Source organism: Enterobacter sp. NFIX59, from assembly GCF_900113755.1.
Taxonomy (GTDB): domain Bacteria; phylum Pseudomonadota; class Gammaproteobacteria; order Enterobacterales; family Enterobacteriaceae; genus Enterobacter; species Enterobacter pseudoroggenkampii.
Genome location: NZ_FOQN01000006.1, coordinates 230,847 through 248,340, shown reverse-complemented (window position 1 = coordinate 248,340; position 17,494 = coordinate 230,847). Strand labels below are relative to the sequence as shown.

The following is a 17,494-nucleotide window of genomic DNA, read 5'->3' as shown; positions in this document are numbered from 1 at the left end:
TCTTCGATTGGCAGCAGGAATGGCTTGTCAATCGCACGCTCTGGTTCTGGGATGTAAGAATCCAGGAAGCCAGCCAGTTCGATGATTTTCGCTTCCCACTCAGCTTCGCCTTCCAGCGCTTTCAGAGCAGAACCACGAACGATTGGGGTATCGTCGCCTGGGAAATCGTACTGAGACAGCAGTTCACGAACTTCCATCTCTACCAGTTCCAGCAGCTCTTCGTCATCAACCATGTCGCACTTGTTCAGGAACACGATGATGTAAGGAACGCCTACCTGACGACCCAGCAGGATGTGCTCACGAGTCTGAGGCATTGGGCCGTCAGTCGCAGCAACAACCAGGATCGCGCCGTCCATCTGCGCAGCACCGGTGATCATGTTTTTAACATAGTCAGCGTGGCCTGGGCAGTCTACGTGTGCGTAGTGGCGAGTCGGGGTGTCGTACTCAACGTGAGAGGTGTTGATGGTGATACCACGAGCTTTTTCTTCTGGTGCGTTATCGATCTGGTCGAATGCGCGAGCAGAACCACCGTAGGTTTTTGCCAGAACGGTAGTGATTGCAGCGGTCAGCGTTGTTTTACCATGGTCAACGTGGCCGATAGTACCGACGTTAACGTGCGGTTTTGTACGTTCAAACTTTTCTTTAGACATCGATTGTCCCTCTAAGACACGGATAAATCGGTGATATCACCACATCAACCAGGCGAAATGCCTGAATTGTTGAATACAGTAAAATTGAAACAGAGAGAAACGGGAAGGAGAAGTGAAGTGGTGCTGATACCCAGAGTCGAACTGGGGACCTCACCCTTACCAAGGGTGCGCTCTACCAACTGAGCCATATCAGCACGTATTGGAGCGGGCAGCGGGAATCGAACCCGCATCATCAGCTTGGAAGGCTGAGGTAATAGCCATTATACGATGCCCGCATCCTGAAACTCGGCTACCCAGTTCTTTCTGTAACAAAAAAAGAGATTTCTCTCTTTTTCAGTTTGAGCTGGCTAATTTTTCCAACCAGCTCCGGCGGCATTTACGCTGCCAGAAAGTGGTGGTGGGGGAAGGATTCGAACCTTCGAAGTCTGTGACGGCAGATTTACAGTCTGCTCCCTTTGGCCGCTCGGGAACCCCACCGGACTTGATGGTGCCGACTACCGGAATCGAACTGGTGACCTACTGATTACAAGTCAGTTGCTCTACCTACTGAGCTAAGTCGGCATCAAGTAGCGCGCATTCTATGGATACCTGCGCGGTCATGCAACTAAAAATTTGCATAAAACGTTCTTTCGCTCACATTTTATGCGAACGAAGCGCTAAGCGCTGTAAAAGTAGTCATTACGGGTCAAATAATCAACATGCACGCGTGATTTACACCGTATACACCATAGCGTGACGGCTTCCGCGTAACGCAGCGCTATCCATCTTTTTTCTTATTATTCCTGCCATCTGGTGTTAACCTCCTGCCCATTGTCCAAAATTAACTGTGTGATGAGCCACGATCCGGCAGTGTAGCGCTGGCTCACTGAAGCATGCTTATGAGCAAAAAAGAGCAAACGTTAATGACGCCTTATCTTCACTTTAACCGCAGCCAGTGGGCTGCCCTGCGTGATTCCGTCCCTATGACGCTGACGGAAGGTGAAATCGCACGGTTAAAAGGGATAAACGAAGATCTGTCCCTGGAAGAGGTGGCAGAAATTTATCTCCCCCTCTCTCGCTTGCTTAACTTCTATATCAGCTCGAACCTGCGCCGCCAGGCCGTGCTGGAGCAGTTTCTCGGGACGAACGGTCAACGCATTCCTTATATCATTAGTATCGCAGGCAGCGTGGCCGTGGGTAAAAGTACCACCGCGCGTGTCCTGCAGGCGCTGTTGAGCCGCTGGCCAGAACACCGCAGCGTGGAGCTGATCACCACCGACGGCTTCCTGCACCCGAACGAAGTGTTAAAAGAACGCGGGCTGATGAAGAAGAAGGGCTTCCCGCTTTCTTATGATATGCATCGTCTGGTGAAATTTGTCTCTGACCTGAAATCCGGCGTACCGCACGTCACTGCACCCGTCTATTCGCATCTGATCTACGATCGCATCCCGGGTGGGGATAAAACGGTGGTCCAGCCGGACATCCTGATTCTGGAAGGTCTGAACGTACTGCAAAGCGGGATGGACTATCCTCACGATCCGCATCACGTCTTCGTCTCGGATTTCGTCGATTTCTCTATCTATGTCGATGCGCCGGAAGACCTGCTGCAGAACTGGTACATCAACCGTTTCCTGAAGTTCCGCGAAGGGGCGTTCACCGATCCGGACTCCTATTTCCACCATTACGCCCAGCTTTCTGAAGAAGAAGCGATCAATGTGGCAACGGGGCTGTGGAATGAGATCAACTACGTGAACCTCAAAGAGAACATCCTGCCGACGCGCGAGCGCGCGAGCCTGATCCTCACCAAGAGCGAGAAGCACGCCGTAGACCAGATTCGCCTGCGGAAATAATCCAGCAGACATAAAAAAAACCGGCTTAGCGCCGGTTTTTTCGTTATGCCTGTGGCTTCTCACCATTTTCATCCTGATCGACCGCGAAGCAGGCAACCAACTGGCCGCCATAATCCTTCAGCTGCGGCTGGAGCTGGGTGCACGGGCCGAAGCGGCGACTGCAGCGGGCGTTGAATGCACATCCCGGCGGTGGATTCAGCGGACTTGGCAGTTCGCCCGTCAGCTTAATACGCTCGCGACGATCGTCCGGGTTGAGACGCGGCGTCGCAGACAGCAGCGCCTGGGTGTACGGGTGGCGAGGGTTATTAAAGATCTGGTCTTTGGTCCCCTTCTCCACGCAGCGTCCCAGGTACATCACCATCACTTCATCGGCAATATGCTCCACCACCGACAGGTCGTGGGAGATGAACACGTAAGACAGCCCCAGCTCCTGCTGGAGATCCATCATCAGGTTCAGTACCTGCGCACGTACGGATACGTCGAGCGCAGAGACCGGCTCATCGGCAATCACCACGTCCGGATCGAGCATCAGCCCGCGAGCAATCGCGATACGCTGACGCTGGCCGCCGGAGAACATGTGCGGATAGCGATCGTAATGCTCGGTTTTGAGGCCGACCTTCGCCATCATCGCCAGCGCTTTTTCGCGGCGCTGCTCCTTGCTCAGATTACTGTTGATCAGCAGCGGCTCTTCCAGAATCTGTCCGACTTTTTTACGCGGGTTCAAAGATCCATACGGGTTCTGGAACACAATCTGGATTTTCTGGCGGCGCAGCTTCTGCGCCTGCGGATCGTGCTTGAGCAGATCCTGGCCCTGATAATAAAGCTCCCCGCCAGTCGGCACTTCAATCATCGTCAGCAGACGACCCAGCGTGGATTTGCCGCAGCCTGACTCCCCCACCACCGCCAGCGTTTTACCGCGTTCGAGGTTAAAAGAGACGCCGTCCAGCGCTTTCACCAGGCGTTCAGGGGCAAACAATCCCTTCTTCACCGGGTAGTATTTTTTCAGATCGATGGCCTGCAACAGCGGTTGTTGCGTGGTGGCCTGTTGCGTACTCATAGTGTTGGCCTCCCGGCATCATCGAGTGGGTAGTGGCATTTCGACTGACGACCGTCAGCCAGCTGGTTCAGCTCTGGCTCTTCCGCCCGGCATTTGTCCGTCGCATACGGACAGCGCGGATTGAGCAGGCAGCCCTGCGGACGGTCATATTTACCCGGCACCACACCCGGCAGCGACGCCAGACGCGCTTTATCCTGAGCAAACTCCGGCAGCGCGCGTAAAAGCGCCTGGGTATACGGGTGACGCGGCGCGCGGAAGATATCGTGCGAATTTCCGGTCTCGACCACCTGGCCGGCATACATCACGATGATTTTGTGCGCGGCTTCGGCCACCAGCGCCAGATCGTGCGTAATCAGCACCAGCGCCATGTTCTCTTTCTGCTGCAGCTCCAGCAGCAGTTCGATGATCTGTGCCTGGATGGTCACATCCAGCGCCGTCGTCGGTTCATCCGCAATCAGCAGTTTTGGTCGACAGGCAATCGCCATCGCGATCATCACGCGCTGGCTCATCCCGCCTGAGAGCTGGTGCGGGTAAACGTCCAGACGCGAAGCCGGGTCAGGAATACCCACCTGGTTGAGCAGATCGATCGCGCGCTGACGACGGGTTTTCTTATTCCCGCCCTGATGCACCTTAATCGCTTCCATAATCTGGAAACCGACGGTGTAGCATGGGTTCAGGCTGGTCATCGGATCCTGGAAAATCATCGCCACTTCCGCGCCCACCAGCTGGCGGCGCTGTTTTTCAGAAATGCGCTTCAGGTCCTGACCGTTGAACTGCAGGTTTTCCGCCATCACGCGGCCCGGGTAATCAATCAGCCCCATGATCGCCAGTGAGCTCACTGACTTACCTGAACCGGACTCCCCGACGATACCAACCACTTCGCCCTGATTTACGCTGTAGCTGATGCGGTCCACGGCGCGAAACGGAGTGCCTTCGTCGCCAAAGTGCACCGATAATTTATCTACATTTAATAACGCCATCTCGTGCCTCTTACTGCTTCAGTTTGGGATCAAGCGCATCACGCAGGCCATCACCCATCAGGTTAAATGCCAGCACCGTCAGCAGGATTGCCAGACCCGGGAAGGTGACAACCCACCAGGCGCTTTGTGCGAACTGCAACACGTCGGAGAGCATGGTGCCCCACTCCGGTGTTGGCGGCTGCGCACCCATGCCCAGGAAGCCAAGAGCGGCCATATCAAGAATGGCGTTAGAGAAACCGAGCGACGCCTGAACAATCAGCGGCGCAAGGCAGTTAGGGAAGATATTAACGAACATCTGGCGCATCGCACCGGCACCCGCCACGCGAGACGCGGTGACGTAATCGCGGTTCACTTCCACCAGCACCGCCGCGCGGGTTAAACGCACGTAGTGAGGAAGCGCCACGAAGGTCAACGCCAGCGCGGCGTTACCAATCGACGGACCGAAGATCGCCACCAGCACCAGCGCCAGCAGCAGGCTTGGCAGCGCCAGCATGATGTCGACGATACGCATGATAATGTTATCAACGATGCCGCCGAAGTAGCCGGCAACCAGGCCGAGTACGACGCCCATGATCAGCGACAGCACAACAACAAGACAGCCGACCAGCAGCGACAGGCGCGCGCCGTACATGAGACGGGACAGCACATCGCGCCCCACATCATCGGTACCCAGCAGGTGCGCCAGGCTGCCGCCATCCTGCCATGCAGGCGGCGCGAGCAGCGCATCGCGGAACTGATCCGCCGGGTTATACGGCGCAAGGACGTTCGCAAACACCGCAATCAGGATCATGATTGCGACATACACCAGCCCTACCACCGCGCCTTTGTTGCGCTTGAAGTAGTGCCAGAACTCCTGCATCGGCGTCATCGGAACCGGTGCAGCAACAACTTTGTTTTCAGAAACCTGTGACATGATGGCCCCTTACTTCTTATGACGAATACGCGGGTTCACCACGCCGTACAGCAAATCGACCAGCAGGTTGACGAGGATAATCATCGTCGCGACCAGCAGTACACCGCCCTGCACAACCGGATAATCACGGCGCTGCAGCGCGTCAATCAGCCAGCGTCCCAGGCCCGGCCAGGAGAAGATGGTTTCGGTCAGGATCGCCCCCGCCAGCAACGTCCCCACCTGGAGACCGATAACGGTCACCACTGGCAGCATGGCGTTACGCAGCGCATGGACGATAATGACGCGCATACGCGTCAGGCCCTTGGCGCGGGCGGTGCGGATGTAATCCTCGCCCAGCACTTCCAGCATCGATGAACGGGTCATACGTACGATCACCGCCAGAGGAATGGTGCCCAGCACCATGGCAGGCAGGATCATATGCGCGACGGCATCCATGAAGTTGCCCTCTTCACCCCAGATAGCCGTATCAATCAGCATAAAGCCGGTGAGCGGGTTGGTGTCATCCAGGAAGACCATATCGCTGACGCGCCCGGAGACCGGTGTCAGGTTAAGCTGCACCGAGACCAGCATGATCAGCATCATGCCCCACCAGAAGATAGGCATGGAGTAGCCGGTCAGCGCCAGGCCCACGGCGGTATGGTCGAAAATAGAGCCACGCTTGACGGCAGCCAGTACCCCGACAGGAATACCCACCGCAGTGGCGAAAATCATGGCGCAGACGCCAAGCTCCAGTGTCGCTTTAAAACGCGGCACGAACTCGTCCCACACCGGAAGACGGCTTTTCAGCGAAATCCCTAAATCACCGTGCAACACGCCCCATATATAGTGGAGGTACTGCTGCCACATCGGCTTATCGAGACCGAGTTCCGCCAGCAGCTGTGCATGGCGCTCAGGGGAAATACCACGCTCGCCCGCCATAATCATTACCGGGTCGCCGGGGATCATATGGACGAAGGCAAAAGTGAGAAGGGTGATACCGATAAACGTGGGGATAACAAGTCCCAGACGTCGGAGGATGAACTGCAACATAACCCGGATTCTCTCTGATGACGCACGACCAGTGGCGTGACGTCTGTATTGCTCACAAATGTAAATTCCCTCTCCCTTAGGGAGAGGGTTAGGGTGAGGGAATGCATGCACGCCCCTCACCCCTGCCCTCTCCCAGAGGGAGAGGGAGAACACCCTACTTATTATTCAACAGATACGTTTTCGAAGTGGTGTTTGCCCAGTGGATCAACCACGTAGCCCTTCACTTCTTTACGCACTGGCTCGTACACGGTGGAGTGAGCAACAATCAGCGCCGGAGCCTGATCGTGCATAACAACCTGCGCCTGCTTGTACAGTTCAATACGTTTGTTGTGATCGTCGGTCGCACGCGCCGGCTGGATCAGGTCTTCAAACGGCTTGTAGCACCAGCGAGAGTAGTTAGAACCGTCTTTTGCCGCCGCGCAGCTGAACAGGGTGGCGAAGAAGTTGTCCGGATCCCCGTTATCACCGGTCCAGCCCATCATGACTGCCTGGTGCTCACCCGCTTTGGCGCGCTTCAGGTACTCGCCCCACTCGTAGGTCACAATCTTGGCCTGAACGCCAATCTTAGCCCAGTCTGCCTGAACCATTTCTGCCATACGGCGTGCGTTCGGGTTGTACGGACGCTGTACCGGCATCGCCCACAGCTCAACGGTGAAGCCTTTATCCTGGCCCGCTTCTTTCAGCAGCGCTTTCGCTTTCTCAGGATCGTAGCTGTAGTCTTTAACGTCGTCGTTATAGCCCCACATGGTTGGTGGGATCAGGTTTTTGGCTGCAACGCCTGCACCCTGGTAAACCGCCTTGATGATCGCTTCTTTGTTCACCGCGTAGGTCAGCGCCTGACGCACTTTCACGTCATCAAACGGTTTCTTCTCGGTGTTGAAGGAGAGATAGCCCACGTTCAGGCCAGCCTGCTCCAGCAGGTTGATGTTCTTGTCCTGCTTCATGCGGGCGATGTCAGCCGGGTTCGGGTACGGCATGACCTGGCATTCATTTTTCTGCAGTTTTGCGTAACGCACTGACGCATCAGGCGTGATGGAGAAGACCAGGCGGTCGATCTTCGGCTTGGTGCCCCAGTAGCCTTCGAACGCTTTATACAGAATGCGGGAATCTTTCTGGTACTGCAGCAGTTGGAATGGACCGGTACCGATTGGGTTCAGGTCGACTTTCTCCGGCGTACCGGCTTTCAGCATGTTGTCCGCATACTCTTTAGAGAGGATTGAGGCGAAGTCCATGGCCAGGTCAGCCAGGAACGGTGCTTCCGGACGCGTCAGCACGAACTGAACGGTATTATCGTCCACTTTTTTCACTTCAGAGATCAGGTCCGGCAGACCCATCCCTTCGAAGTATTCATAGCTGCCGCCAGACACTTTGTGGTACGGGTTCTGGGCGTTTTTCTGACGGTCGAAGGAGAACACCACGTCGTCGGCGTTAAAGTCACGCGTTGGTTTGAACTCTTTGCTGTCCTGCCACTTCACGCCCTGGCGCAGGTGGAAGGTATAGGTTTTACCGTCTTCGCTGACGTCCCACTTCTCGGCCAGACCCGGAATCACTTCCGTGGTACCGGTTTTGAATTCAACCAGACGGTTATAGATCGGTACAGAGCTTGCGTCGTAAGTCGTACCAGAGGTAAAGAGCTGTGGGTTAAAGCCTTCCGGCGAGCCTTCAGAACAGTAAACCAGGGTTTTTGCCTGTACGCTTGCTGCCACGGTCATAGCCACCAGGCTCAGACCAAGCTTCAGCATCCCTGACTTCTTCAAGGAAATACTCATTATTCTGCTCCAATGTGATGTTTTGCTTTGTTGTGTTACGCCGCCAGACCTTTATTTATTTTTTACCCGGTCCGGTCGGTGATGCCCGAAGGCTTTAAAGGGATGGAGAATCCTTTCAGAAGAGCGTTTGAGTTGCAGCGCAGATCGTCCCTGAAATGCCCCTCATGCCCTACAATCTGTCAACAGAATGTGAAAACGTCAATACAGGTGACGGGGATTTACGCTGAGTGTGAGAAACCGCAAACAAAGATTAAAAAAACTATGTACGCCAGTTTTCAGCAGGGAAATTTATGCTACTCGCCATGTTGCAGCACAACTCTCTCCCTATTTCGCCACAATCAGTGATTAACTTTTATTCAGAATGGGTAAATTTTCTTGCAGAATGGTGATTATCTGAGCACTAAATACCGCGAACGTTAAAACGCACAGCGAAAAATGCTGAGGTTATCCATAAGCAACGCGAAAAAAGATCAATCTATATATAAAAAAATACAATGGATTATGTCACAAAATCGTTAACAGGCAGGTGGAAGCAGGTCTAAGGGGCGTTTTGGATACTCTGACGAGATAAGGCCATAATGCAAAAAGGGCTAACCTTGCGGTTAGCCCTTTTCAGAATGTGGTCGGCGAGAGAGGATTCGAACCTCCGACCCACTGGTCCCAAACCAGTTGCGCTACCAAGCTGCGCTACTCGCCGAATGCGGAGCGCATCTTACTGCTGAGGTGCGCCCCCGTCAATCCCTTATTTTCAAAAAGCCATTCAACTGGCGATATTCTCGCCAGAGCAGCTACTGCGCGGCTTTTGCGGTGTTATCAGGGAGTTTACACCAGTTGTTGTTTTCGTTAATCCCACCATTCGGTGAGGTATAGCCGAGACAACCCATAATGGTGTCGTACAGCTCAACGTGACGACGCGGCACCTTCATCTCCGCCTCTTTCTTCAGCTGAGCAAACATCTTCGCTTTCTCCGGGTCTTCCAGATACTTGTCAGACATCCACACCATCATCGGTACACGGAACTGCTCCGGCGGTGCCATCTTGCGCGGCGTACCGTGCAGATGCTCATACTCATTGATGGATTCACCGTGGTCCGCCGCATAGAACACAATCGCTTTCTTATCGCGTACCTGGTCAATCACCGAATCAATAAAGTGATCCACATACAGTACGGAGTTGTCGTAGGAGTTGATCAGCTGCGCTTTGGTACAGTCTTTATCCACCCCGACGCACTCAGGCTTCCATTTGGCAAAGTTACGCGGGTAACGTTGGGTGTAGTTAAAGTGCGACCCTTTGGTATGAAGGATAATCAGATGCTTACCATCAGGATTATCGCTCAGGGACAGTTTCATCTCATCAATCAGCAGCATGTCATCGACAGATTTGCCACGGTTACGCGGCTCTGCACCGATCTGCTCACGGTATGCAATGTTCTGCGCCATGGTATTGCTGTAGAACCACATTTCGCTCTGCATCGCATAGAGGGCAGACGTGAACCCAAGCTGATGCAGCACCGAGAAGACGTTTTGCTCTTTCAGCGTACGCTGCGGGTTGTCGCTCGCCCCGCCCTCGCGCACAAACATACAGCGCAGTGAGAGCTTGGTGGCGGTATCACATGAATAGCCACGGTAGGCAATCAGGTTTTTCTCCTGCGCCAGTTTCGGCGTGGTATCACGGTTATAGCCAAGAATACCCATATGATCCCAGCGCGTGGTTTCTCCGATAATAAAGACGACATAGGTATCGTCGATATCTTTTGGTGCGACGTAGGTAAACTTCTTCACCGGGTTCATCAGCGATTTGTTACCAGAGGATTCATCCACCTGCGCCCACGCATACAGCCCCAGCGCGGAAATCCAGTTAGACGGTAAATACGAGTTCGCCACTACACCGCCGTAGCTTGGCATATCCACGCCTGAGGTACGCTCATCATGCTTTTGCTTCACTTCCAGCAGACGAATTGGTCCCCAGACCATCAAACCGGCCAGCAGGACTATCGCGACGCTTCTGAAACGTTTGCCTGGCGTGCGAATCTGGTGCACTAGCGTGTACCGGCAACGGTTGCTCCAGATGAGCAGCAGCGGTAAGGCACTGACGGCTACCAGCCAGAGAATAAAGTGCAGCCCTACAACCTCTTTAGAGAGGTCGATATCCGTGGTCATCACTGAGGCAATAATGCCGTAGCCAATCACCACGTTCATAAAGGTCATGTAATAGCTGGCACCCGCCGAACACAGCACGATAAACGTAGCCAGCACTCGCCACACGCGACGGCCAAACAGGGTAAGAATACGGAATAAAAAGAAGGTGACCAGTACAGCAGCGACCAATTCGACAACCGCTGCAATTCCTTTCCAGACGGTAAAATCATGCGCGTAACCGTCAAACCGACGGATGAAAACTGCGCCATTCATAAACAGGCCGATGTACAACGCCAGCAAAAAGCAGAGCTTTTGTTGTGCCATCGATTTAATGTATTTCATGCAAACTACCCGGAAAAAGGGACGAAATCACCGATCATTTTTGTTTTAAAAATGAATAGGTTAAAGAATCGCTTAAGAAGTCGTTATCGGAAACGTCTACCCGCGTGGTAAGTAGACCACAGGGAAAAGAAAAAGTGGCAGCAGAGTGTGTGATCGGTACAGATATTTACAAAAAATTAAGAACGAGACGGTTTACCCAGATCATCAGTTTTTACACAAGAAAAAGGCCGGATAACCGGCCTTTTTCATCGTCATTAAGCATGCACCTCTTTGAACACTTCGCGCTGCGGCTGACGAATCGTGGTCGAGAGTGCCAGCGAGATAATCAGCAAGGCAAATATCACGCAGAAGGTCACGTAGAACCCGCCGAAGAGGGAGGCAATCAGCGAGCCGCAGATACTGCCGATCCCGAAGCCCAGATAGATAACGCCGTAGTTTTTCGCGAGATTATTCAGGCCAAAGAACTCGCTTACCAGTGACGGGAAGACGGTGATGGTGCCGCCGAAGTTAAAGGCCACGCAGGCAATCGCCGCGAAGAAGGTGGCTTCATTCAGCGGAGCGAACAGCAGCGCCGCCATACCGACCAGCGAGACCACCTGTCCAATCGTAATCACGCGGATGCGGGCAATTTTGTCAGACAGAATACCGAGGACCAGACGACCAGAGAGGTTAGCAATAGAAATCACGGTCACCGCGTTAGCCGCCGTAGCGGCATCCAGTTTCACCATCCCCTGTGCGATATCTTTCGCCACGCCGATGACATACAGACCGCTCATGCAGGCCGTCAGGAACATCACCGCCAGCATCCAGTACTGTGGCTTACGCATGGACTGCGCGAGGGTAAAGTCGTTCTCCACCACGCCGTTCACGGATTTAACCTCCTGCTGCGGCGCATCTTTCATCAGCGTGGAGCCGAACAGAATCATCACCAGAACAATTGCGCCCCAGATCATAAAGGTTTTTTCGAGGCCAACGGACGCCAGCAGGTGGGCGTCGATAAATTTGAACCCGAGGCTGCCCAAACCGTAAGAACCAATGGCAAACGCGGAGATTAAGCCTTTACGTTCCGGGAACCACTTCACGCAGTTTGACAGCGTAAGCAGGTACCCCGCGCCATCGGCCAGCCCCACCAGCACGCCGGCGCTCAGCCACAGCATCATCAGGTTGCTGGAATGCGCCGTCAGGAAAAAGCCCAACCCCAGCAGAATGCCGGACGCCATGGTCACGCGCTTCACGCCAAAACGCTCCTGCAGCTTGCCCGCGACGGAAGACGAAATCGCCAGACCCAGGCTCAGCAGACCAAAGGAGAACGCGACCTGGCTGACCGGGGCGCCGAGTTTGTCGGAAAGCGCGCTGTTAAACAGGCTCCAGGTATAGACCGACCCCAGCGCAAACTGGGTGACGATGGTACCAAAGAGCGTGAGCCAGCGCGTGCGGTTATAAGTTGGTGTGTTCATGGCAGTTGTCCTGCAAGAGAAATTAAGGAAGTTCGCTGAGGACAACGATAAACAAAACCTTAATATGCCTGGGGTAAAACGGCATGAAATGCAGGCGGAACGGAATGAAATGCCTGGAATCGGGAATGAATGACCTGGCATGGGAATAAAGCGATAGCGTGTTAGTATCTGCTATCGCTGTAAAGCCCGTGGTTGTTGTATTCGAGATGTTATCGTAACGTTTAAAAAAGTAACAACTCTAGAAATTTGCGCTGACGCCAAGGGTGTATAAAAACTCCTCACCGGTGGAGGTGTGTTCCCCCTGAGCCAGCGATGCATACGCCGCCATGTGCGTATTGAATGGAATATCCGTTCCCACGGTGACATCCATCCAGCTACCGTTTTGGGCAGGGGCCGGCGTTTGCGGCATGCCAAACTGCGATTTCCACTGGTTTTCACCAAACTGCTGGTTATAGCTGATCTGCGCCCAGGGACGGAGATCGCCGTACTGGGTATTCACACGCCACCCCAGCGTGCTGACGCTGGCATGCCAGAGCGGGTCGGTGAGCGCCTGCGTCGACGCGCTATCACCAAACTCGTTGATCATCATCGGAGCCGTGCCATCGTACCGCCACGCCACTACCGGCCCGGTGGTGATACGCGCTGAAACCGGAAAATTCCAGCCCACGCTCATCGCCCCCTCCGTGGTGCTGCCTGACGGAATATTCAGGGCAAGACCTGGCGCGTTTTGCGAAGACTGGATACGCTCCGCAAGAATATCCTCATAACGCGGTTGGTGATCCGCGTCCCATGTATAGCGTTCCGCCGTATTATTTTGGGCGTCTGAAACGATATATTCCTGTTGCCAGGCAGACGCCGTATTACAAAAAAACAGGCAGGCTGAAATTCCCACCAGGCCAGAAGCAGCATGGCGACCACTGATTTTTTTTATCATCATCAACGCGACCCCAGAGAGAGCCGAATTCGGCGATATTTGTCGTTATTCAGGAAGACTTTAGAGAGCATATAGCCCTGTATTAACTATTGTCTTTATAGTAAACACGTCAAGCCAGTCAGAACGAAATTTTTGCGAAATCAGTATCAATAAGGGAGATGACGGATGGAACGTTGCGGTTGGGTGAGCCAGGATCAGCTTTATATCGACTATCACGATCGGGAATGGGGCGTGCCCGAAACGGATGGCAAAAAGCTCTTTGAGATGATCTGCCTGGAGGGCCAGCAGGCGGGGTTATCGTGGATTACGGTATTGAAAAAACGCGAAAACTATCGCAACGCCTTTCACCAGTTCGATCCTGTCGCCGTCGCTGCGATGACCGATGAGGACGTTGAGCGACTGGTGCAGGATGCCGGCATCATCCGCCATCGCGGTAAGATCCAGGCCATCATCGGTAACGCACGCGCTTATCTGGCGATGGAGCAAAACGGCGAATCATTTTCAGATTTTGTTTGGACGTTTGTGAACAACGATCCACAGGTTACCCAGGCCGCCACGCTCGCGGAAATCCCGGCCTCCACCCCGGCCTCGGATGCGCTCTCGAAGGCCCTGAAAAAACGCGGCTTTAAGTTTGTCGGCTCCACCATCTGCTACGCCTTTATGCAGGCCTGTGGCCTGGTCAACGACCACGTTACCGGCTGCTTCTGTCATCCGGGAGGCCATCATGATCCGCAAATGGCAAAGTGAAAATACCGCGCCGCTTCTGAGCCTGTGGCTTGAAAGCACCACGGAAGCACATCCGTTTATCGAGCCGGGTTACTGGAAAGAGAACGAGGCCATGGTGCGGGATGTTTACCTGCCGTCAGCCGAAACCTGGGTCTGGGAACAGGATGGCAAACCTTGCGGATTTATCAGCGTGATGCAGTCTCAGTTTGTCGGCGCGCTGTTTGTCGCACCGTCATGCATCGGGAAAGGCATCGGGCGCGCGCTGCTGAACTATGTTCAACAGCGCTTCCCGCACTTAAGCCTGGAGGTGTACCAGAAAAATGTTCGGGCGGTGAACTTCTACCATGCGCAGGGCTTTCGCATTGAAGACAGCGCCTGGCAGGATGACACCCAGCACCCGACGTGGATCATGAGCTGGCAGGCGGATCAAACGCCGTTAAGGTAAGCGCGGGCCCCTGATATTTCTCGACCCAGGCCAGGGCCGTATTCCCTGCGCAACCGTTCCCCAGCTTCGAGCTGGGGAGATCTTTGGTCAGCACGTTAACCGCCCCGTTTTTACAGATACCGCCTTCGGCAAGCTCAAGGTCAGGCCATGCGCCCTGATGAATACAGATCACGCCCTGTTTAATCCCGTCGCTCACCACCGCCCCTGCCAGCACCTGCCCGCGCGAGTTCCAGACGCGCACCACGTCGCCGTCCGCGATCCCGCGGGCTTGCGCATCGAGGGTATTCAGCGTGATCGGCTCTCGCCCGGCGACCGCATACCGCTCGCGCAGAGAGGTATAGTTAAGCTGGCTGTGCAAACGGTGCGCGGGATGCGCTGACAACACCTGCAGCTGCTCCGGCTGGGCGTTACCATGCCACTCGTCCGGCTCAAGCCACATAGGGTGTGGCGGGCAGTCGGCATAGCCAAAGCTGGCGATGCGCTCGCTGTGGATCACAATCTTTCCGCTCTCGGTTTTCAGCGGGTGGTTCTCGGGGTCGCGGCGGAAATCGGCAAAACGGACAAACTTCGCGTTCTGTTCACTCTCCGGCATCTCGACGATCTGGTTCGCCTCCCAGAACTCAGCAAAGGGCGGAAGCGTCACGCCCTGCGCCGCGCCGCGCTGTCCGGCAATCTGGTAGAAGGTCTCCAGCCATTGCAGATCGCTTTTCCCTTCGGTAAAACGCGCGCGACCGCCCGCTTCCCACAGCTCGCTCAGTTCAGCAAACACGTCAAAATCATCACGTGCTTCATCTCGCGGGGCCACTACGCGCTTCATCGGGACCATATGCTGGTTGCTGTAGTCGCCGGTCATGGTGAGATCGTTACGCTCAAACGAGGTGGTCGCCGGCAGCACAATATCTGCATGCTTAGCCGAGCCGGTCCAGAAGCACTCTGAAATCACCACCAGCTCCGGCTTTTGCCAGGCGCGGATCAGGCGGTTGGTATCCTGATGGTGCGTGAAGTTCGACCCGCCCGCCCACCAGACAAATTTAATATCCGGGAAGTGGCGGTCCAGACCGTTGTGCTGATAAAAACCGCCCGGATTCTCCAGGGCTTCAACAATACGCGCCACCGGGATTTTATCCACAGCATCCACGCCGCCCTGCACCGAGCCTTGCAGAGACGCCAGCACCGCCGCTTTACGCGTGGGGTTACCGCCATTGGCAAAATGATAGGAGAGACCAAAACCGCCGCCCGGCGTACCGATCTGCCCAAGCATCGCGGCAAGGGTCACCAGCATCCAGTGTTTTTGCTCGCCAAACTGCTGGCGCTGCATCCCCCAGCCGGACATTAACATCGTGGTGTTTTTATGGAACAACGCCGCCAGTTCGCGGAGTTTTTCCGCAGTAACGCCACAAATCGCTGCTGCCCACTCTGCCGTTTTCGCCACCCCATCGGACTGGCCCGTCAGGTAGTCGGCGAATTTATCGAAGCCGGTGGTACAGCGCGTCAGGAATTCGACATCGTGCCAGCCGTTTTCGACCAGCGTATGGGCGATACCCAGCATCATTGCCACGTCGGTGCCCATATGGGGGGCAATCCACTCGGCGCTGTCGCCGAAGAAATCCATGGTTTCAGAGCGCATGGGGTCAATGCAGATGATGCGCTTGCCGCTTTTGCGCAGCGCGTCGAAATACCCAATGCCTTGCTCGTCGCTGGCATTCCAGGCAATTTTCAATGTGTTAAGGGGGTTAGCGCTCCAGAGCACGACCACATCGGTATGCTCCAGCACCAGCGGCCAGCTGGTCTGCTGCTGGTACACTTCGTTCCCCCCCACGACGTACGGCATGATCGCCTGCGCCGCACCGGTGGAGTAATCCCCCAGATGACCGGTATAGCCTCCCGCCAGGCTCATATAGCGCTGCAGCAGCGTTGAAGCCTTATGCAGAACCCCGTTAGAACGCCAGCCGTAGGACCCGGCGAAAATGGACGACGGACCGTAACTGTCGCGAATGCGCTTGTGCTGGGCGTGGATAAGCGCCAGCGCGTCATCCCAGCTCACGCGAACAAACTCATCCTGACCGCGAACTCCCTGCGGCTTGTCCGGCGAGGCCAGAAAACCTTTACGCACCATCGGCCAGCGCACGCGCGTTTTGCTATGCACCTGATCGCGAACGACGGTCTGTAACGAGTTGGGATGTTGGGTTGGCAGTGCCCCGCGGGACGACAGAACATTTTCGCCATCAGTTTCGACCAGCATCGGTCCCCAGTGGGCGGCGGTCAGAATGGTTTTCGTTGAGGTGCTCAAGCGTGCGCTCCTGGTTGCGTGCAGGTTTTACGGCCTTCTTGCTGAGGCAGTTTATGGTTTGTCACAAATTTCAGAGTTATACCCGGAATTTTCTCCGTATCTGGACGTCATAATCAACTGCCACGCTCGCCGTGGCAAAGAATAAAAAGGATTAAGGAAAGAAGATGAAAAAACGCGTACTCGTTATTGCCGCTCTGGTGAGCGGTGCCCTGGCTGTTTCTGGCTGCACAACCAACCCTTACACCGGTGAACGCGAAGCGGGTAAATCCGGCATTGGCGCAGGTATCGGCTCGCTAGTCGGCGCAGGCGTTGGGGCTCTCTCCTCCTCCAAGAAAGACCGCGGCAAAGGCGCGCTGATTGGCGCAGCGGCAGGCGCAGCGCTTGGCGGCGGCGTAGGCTATTACATGGACGTGCAGGAAGCGAAGCTGCGCGACAAAATGAAGGGAACCGGTGTGAGCGTGACGCGCAGCGGCGATAACATCATCCTGAACATGCCGAACAACGTGACCTTCGACAGCAGCAGCGCAACGCTGAAACCGGCGGGTGCGAATACCCTGACCGGCGTGGCGATGGTGCTGAAAGAGTACAACAAGACCGCTGTAAACGTGATGGGCTACACCGACAGCACCGGCAGCCAGGATCTGAACATGCGTCTGTCCCAGCAGCGCGCCGATGCCGTGGCCAGCTCGCTGATCACCCAGGGCGTTGAAGCGAACCGCATCCGCACCAGCGGCATGGGCCCTGCCAACCCTATCGCCAGCAACAGCACGGCGGAAGGCAAAGCGCAGAACCGCCGCGTTGAGATTACGTTAAGCCCAATTCAGTAATCGCATTTCCCCCTCTCCCCGTGGGAGAGGGTTGGGGTGAGGGCACCAGACCGCACCCCAGGTAAGCGCAGCGCCACCGGGCAAATTACTTGATTCGTCCGATTTTCC

The 17,494-nt window shown here is 55.2% G+C and carries 14 protein-coding genes and 5 tRNA genes; 4 read left to right on the top strand and 15 right to left on the bottom strand.

The genetic code is table 11. The annotated features are described in order from the left end of the window. The 5 genes from BM007_RS19520 to BM007_RS19500 all read right to left on the bottom strand — a co-directional run. The coding region (locus tag BM007_RS19520; RefSeq protein ID WP_090420462.1) for a GTP-binding protein at nt 1-650 on the bottom strand (650 nt) is incomplete at its 3' end. Between the two features lie 118 nt (nt 651-768). Then, nucleotides 769-844 (bottom strand) — tRNA-Thr (locus BM007_RS19515). A gap of 6 nt (nt 845-850) precedes the next feature. Further along, nucleotides 851-925 (bottom strand) — tRNA-Gly (locus BM007_RS19510). A gap of 117 nt (nt 926-1,042) precedes the next feature. After that, nucleotides 1,043-1,127, bottom strand: a tRNA-Tyr gene (locus BM007_RS19505). 8 nt (nt 1,128-1,135) lie between these two features. After that, a tRNA-Thr gene (locus BM007_RS19500) sits at nt 1,136-1,211 on the bottom strand. Between the two features lie 317 nt (nt 1,212-1,528). Between BM007_RS19500 and coaA the strand changes: the two genes are divergently transcribed. Further along, nucleotides 1,529-2,479, top strand: coding sequence for a type I pantothenate kinase (gene coaA / locus BM007_RS19495; protein WP_021242480.1), 951 nt, complete (start codon nt 1,529-1,531; stop codon nt 2,477-2,479). 43 nt (nt 2,480-2,522) lie between these two features. Here the strand turns inward: coaA and dppF are convergent, their stop codons facing one another. From dppF to BM007_RS19445, 9 genes are all read right to left on the bottom strand, one after another. After that, complete coding sequence (gene dppF / locus BM007_RS19490) at nt 2,523-3,536, bottom strand: dipeptide ABC transporter ATP-binding subunit DppF (protein ID WP_023309965.1); 1,014 nt, start codon at nt 3,534-3,536, stop codon at nt 2,523-2,525. Beyond that, complete coding sequence (dppD, locus tag BM007_RS19485; RefSeq protein ID WP_008502772.1) at nt 3,533-4,516, bottom strand: dipeptide ABC transporter ATP-binding protein; 984 nt, start codon at nt 4,514-4,516, stop codon at nt 3,533-3,535. Before dppD ends, dppF begins: the two co-directional genes overlap by 4 nt. Before the next feature lie 10 nt (nt 4,517-4,526). Beyond that, a complete protein-coding gene (gene dppC, locus BM007_RS19480; protein WP_024909088.1) occupies nt 4,527-5,429 on the bottom strand; it encodes a dipeptide ABC transporter permease DppC in 903 nt (300 codons plus the stop codon). Between the two features lie 9 nt (nt 5,430-5,438). Continuing rightward, nucleotides 5,439-6,458 (bottom strand): dipeptide ABC transporter permease DppB, encoded by a 1,020-nt coding sequence (gene dppB / locus BM007_RS19475; RefSeq protein ID WP_024909087.1) that lies wholly within the window; start codon nt 6,456-6,458, stop codon nt 5,439-5,441. Nucleotides 6,459-6,619: 161 nt separating this feature from the next. Next, nucleotides 6,620-8,227, bottom strand: a complete 1,608-nt coding sequence (dppA, locus tag BM007_RS19470; protein WP_023334096.1) for a dipeptide ABC transporter periplasmic-binding protein DppA — start codon at nt 8,225-8,227, stop codon at nt 6,620-6,622. Between the two features lie 620 nt (nt 8,228-8,847). After that, nucleotides 8,848-8,924 (bottom strand) — tRNA-Pro (locus tag BM007_RS19460). Nucleotides 8,925-9,015: 91 nt separating this feature from the next. Then, on the bottom strand, nt 9,016-10,707 hold the full coding sequence (gene eptB / locus BM007_RS19455) for a kdo(2)-lipid A phosphoethanolamine 7''-transferase (RefSeq protein ID WP_024909086.1): 1,692 nt from the start codon (nt 10,705-10,707) through the stop codon (nt 9,016-9,018). Between the two features lie 254 nt (nt 10,708-10,961). Beyond that, a complete protein-coding gene (locus tag BM007_RS19450; protein WP_048991769.1) occupies nt 10,962-12,164 on the bottom strand; it encodes an L-lactate MFS transporter in 1,203 nt (400 codons plus the stop codon). A gap of 238 nt (nt 12,165-12,402) precedes the next feature. After that, nucleotides 12,403-13,101, bottom strand: a complete 699-nt coding sequence (locus BM007_RS19445; protein ID WP_048991772.1) for an autotransporter domain-containing protein — start codon at nt 13,099-13,101, stop codon at nt 12,403-12,405. Nucleotides 13,102-13,263: 162 nt separating this feature from the next. Here BM007_RS19445 and tag point away from each other — a divergent pair, with 162 nt between their 5' ends. Then, nucleotides 13,264-13,845 carry a DNA-3-methyladenine glycosylase I gene (tag, locus tag BM007_RS19440; protein WP_024909083.1) on the top strand — a complete coding sequence of 194 codons (582 nt, stop codon included), beginning with the start codon at nt 13,264-13,266 and terminating at the stop codon, nt 13,843-13,845. Continuing rightward, complete coding sequence (locus BM007_RS19435) at nt 13,823-14,269, top strand: N-acetyltransferase (protein ID WP_024909082.1); 447 nt, start codon at nt 13,823-13,825, stop codon at nt 14,267-14,269. Before tag ends, BM007_RS19435 begins: the two co-directional genes overlap by 23 nt. On the opposite strand, the gene BM007_RS19430 is transcribed toward BM007_RS19435, so the two are convergent. After that, entirely contained in the window at nt 14,232-16,511 is a 2,280-nt protein-coding gene (locus tag BM007_RS19430; RefSeq protein WP_061716272.1) for a molybdopterin guanine dinucleotide-containing S/N-oxide reductase, read from the bottom strand. The genes BM007_RS19435 and BM007_RS19430 overlap by 38 nt on opposite strands. Nucleotides 16,512-16,723: 212 nt before the next feature. Here BM007_RS19430 and BM007_RS19425 point away from each other — a divergent pair, with 212 nt between their 5' ends. Beyond that, nucleotides 16,724-17,386 (top strand): OmpA family lipoprotein, encoded by a 663-nt coding sequence (locus BM007_RS19425; protein ID WP_024909080.1) that lies wholly within the window; start codon nt 16,724-16,726, stop codon nt 17,384-17,386. Nucleotides 17,387-17,494 lie beyond the last annotated feature (108 nt).

Bases quoted from the DNA above. Each gene is read 5' to 3' on its own strand.
- dppB (WP_024909087.1), bottom strand. From the start codon at position 6,458: ATGTTGCAGTTCATCCTCCGACGTCTGGGACTTGTTATCCCCACGTTT.
- BM007_RS19450 (WP_048991769.1), bottom strand. From the start codon at position 12,164: ATGAACACACCAACTTATAACCGCACGCGCTGGCTCACGCTCTTTGGT.
- dppA (WP_023334096.1), bottom strand. From the start codon at position 8,227: ATGAGTATTTCCTTGAAGAAGTCAGGGATGCTGAAGCTTGGTCTGAGC.
- dppC (WP_024909088.1), bottom strand. From the start codon at position 5,429: ATGTCACAGGTTTCTGAAAACAAAGTTGTTGCTGCACCGGTTCCGATG.
- eptB (WP_024909086.1), bottom strand. From the start codon at position 10,707: ATGAAATACATTAAATCGATGGCACAACAAAAGCTCTGCTTTTTGCTG.
- BM007_RS19430 (WP_061716272.1), bottom strand. From the start codon at position 16,511: ATGCTGGTCGAAACTGATGGCGAAAATGTTCTGTCGTCCCGCGGGGCA.
- dppD (WP_008502772.1), bottom strand. From the start codon at position 4,516: ATGGCGTTATTAAATGTAGATAAATTATCGGTGCACTTTGGCGACGAA.
- coaA (WP_021242480.1), top strand. From the start codon at position 1,529: ATGAGCAAAAAAGAGCAAACGTTAATGACGCCTTATCTTCACTTTAAC.
- tag (WP_024909083.1), top strand. From the start codon at position 13,264: ATGGAACGTTGCGGTTGGGTGAGCCAGGATCAGCTTTATATCGACTAT.
- BM007_RS19425 (WP_024909080.1), top strand. From the start codon at position 16,724: ATGAAAAAACGCGTACTCGTTATTGCCGCTCTGGTGAGCGGTGCCCTG.
- BM007_RS19435 (WP_024909082.1), top strand. From the start codon at position 13,823: ATGATCCGCAAATGGCAAAGTGAAAATACCGCGCCGCTTCTGAGCCTG.
- BM007_RS19445 (WP_048991772.1), bottom strand. From the start codon at position 13,101: ATGATGATAAAAAAAATCAGTGGTCGCCATGCTGCTTCTGGCCTGGTG.
- dppF (WP_023309965.1), bottom strand. From the start codon at position 3,536: ATGAGTACGCAACAGGCCACCACGCAACAACCGCTGTTGCAGGCCATC.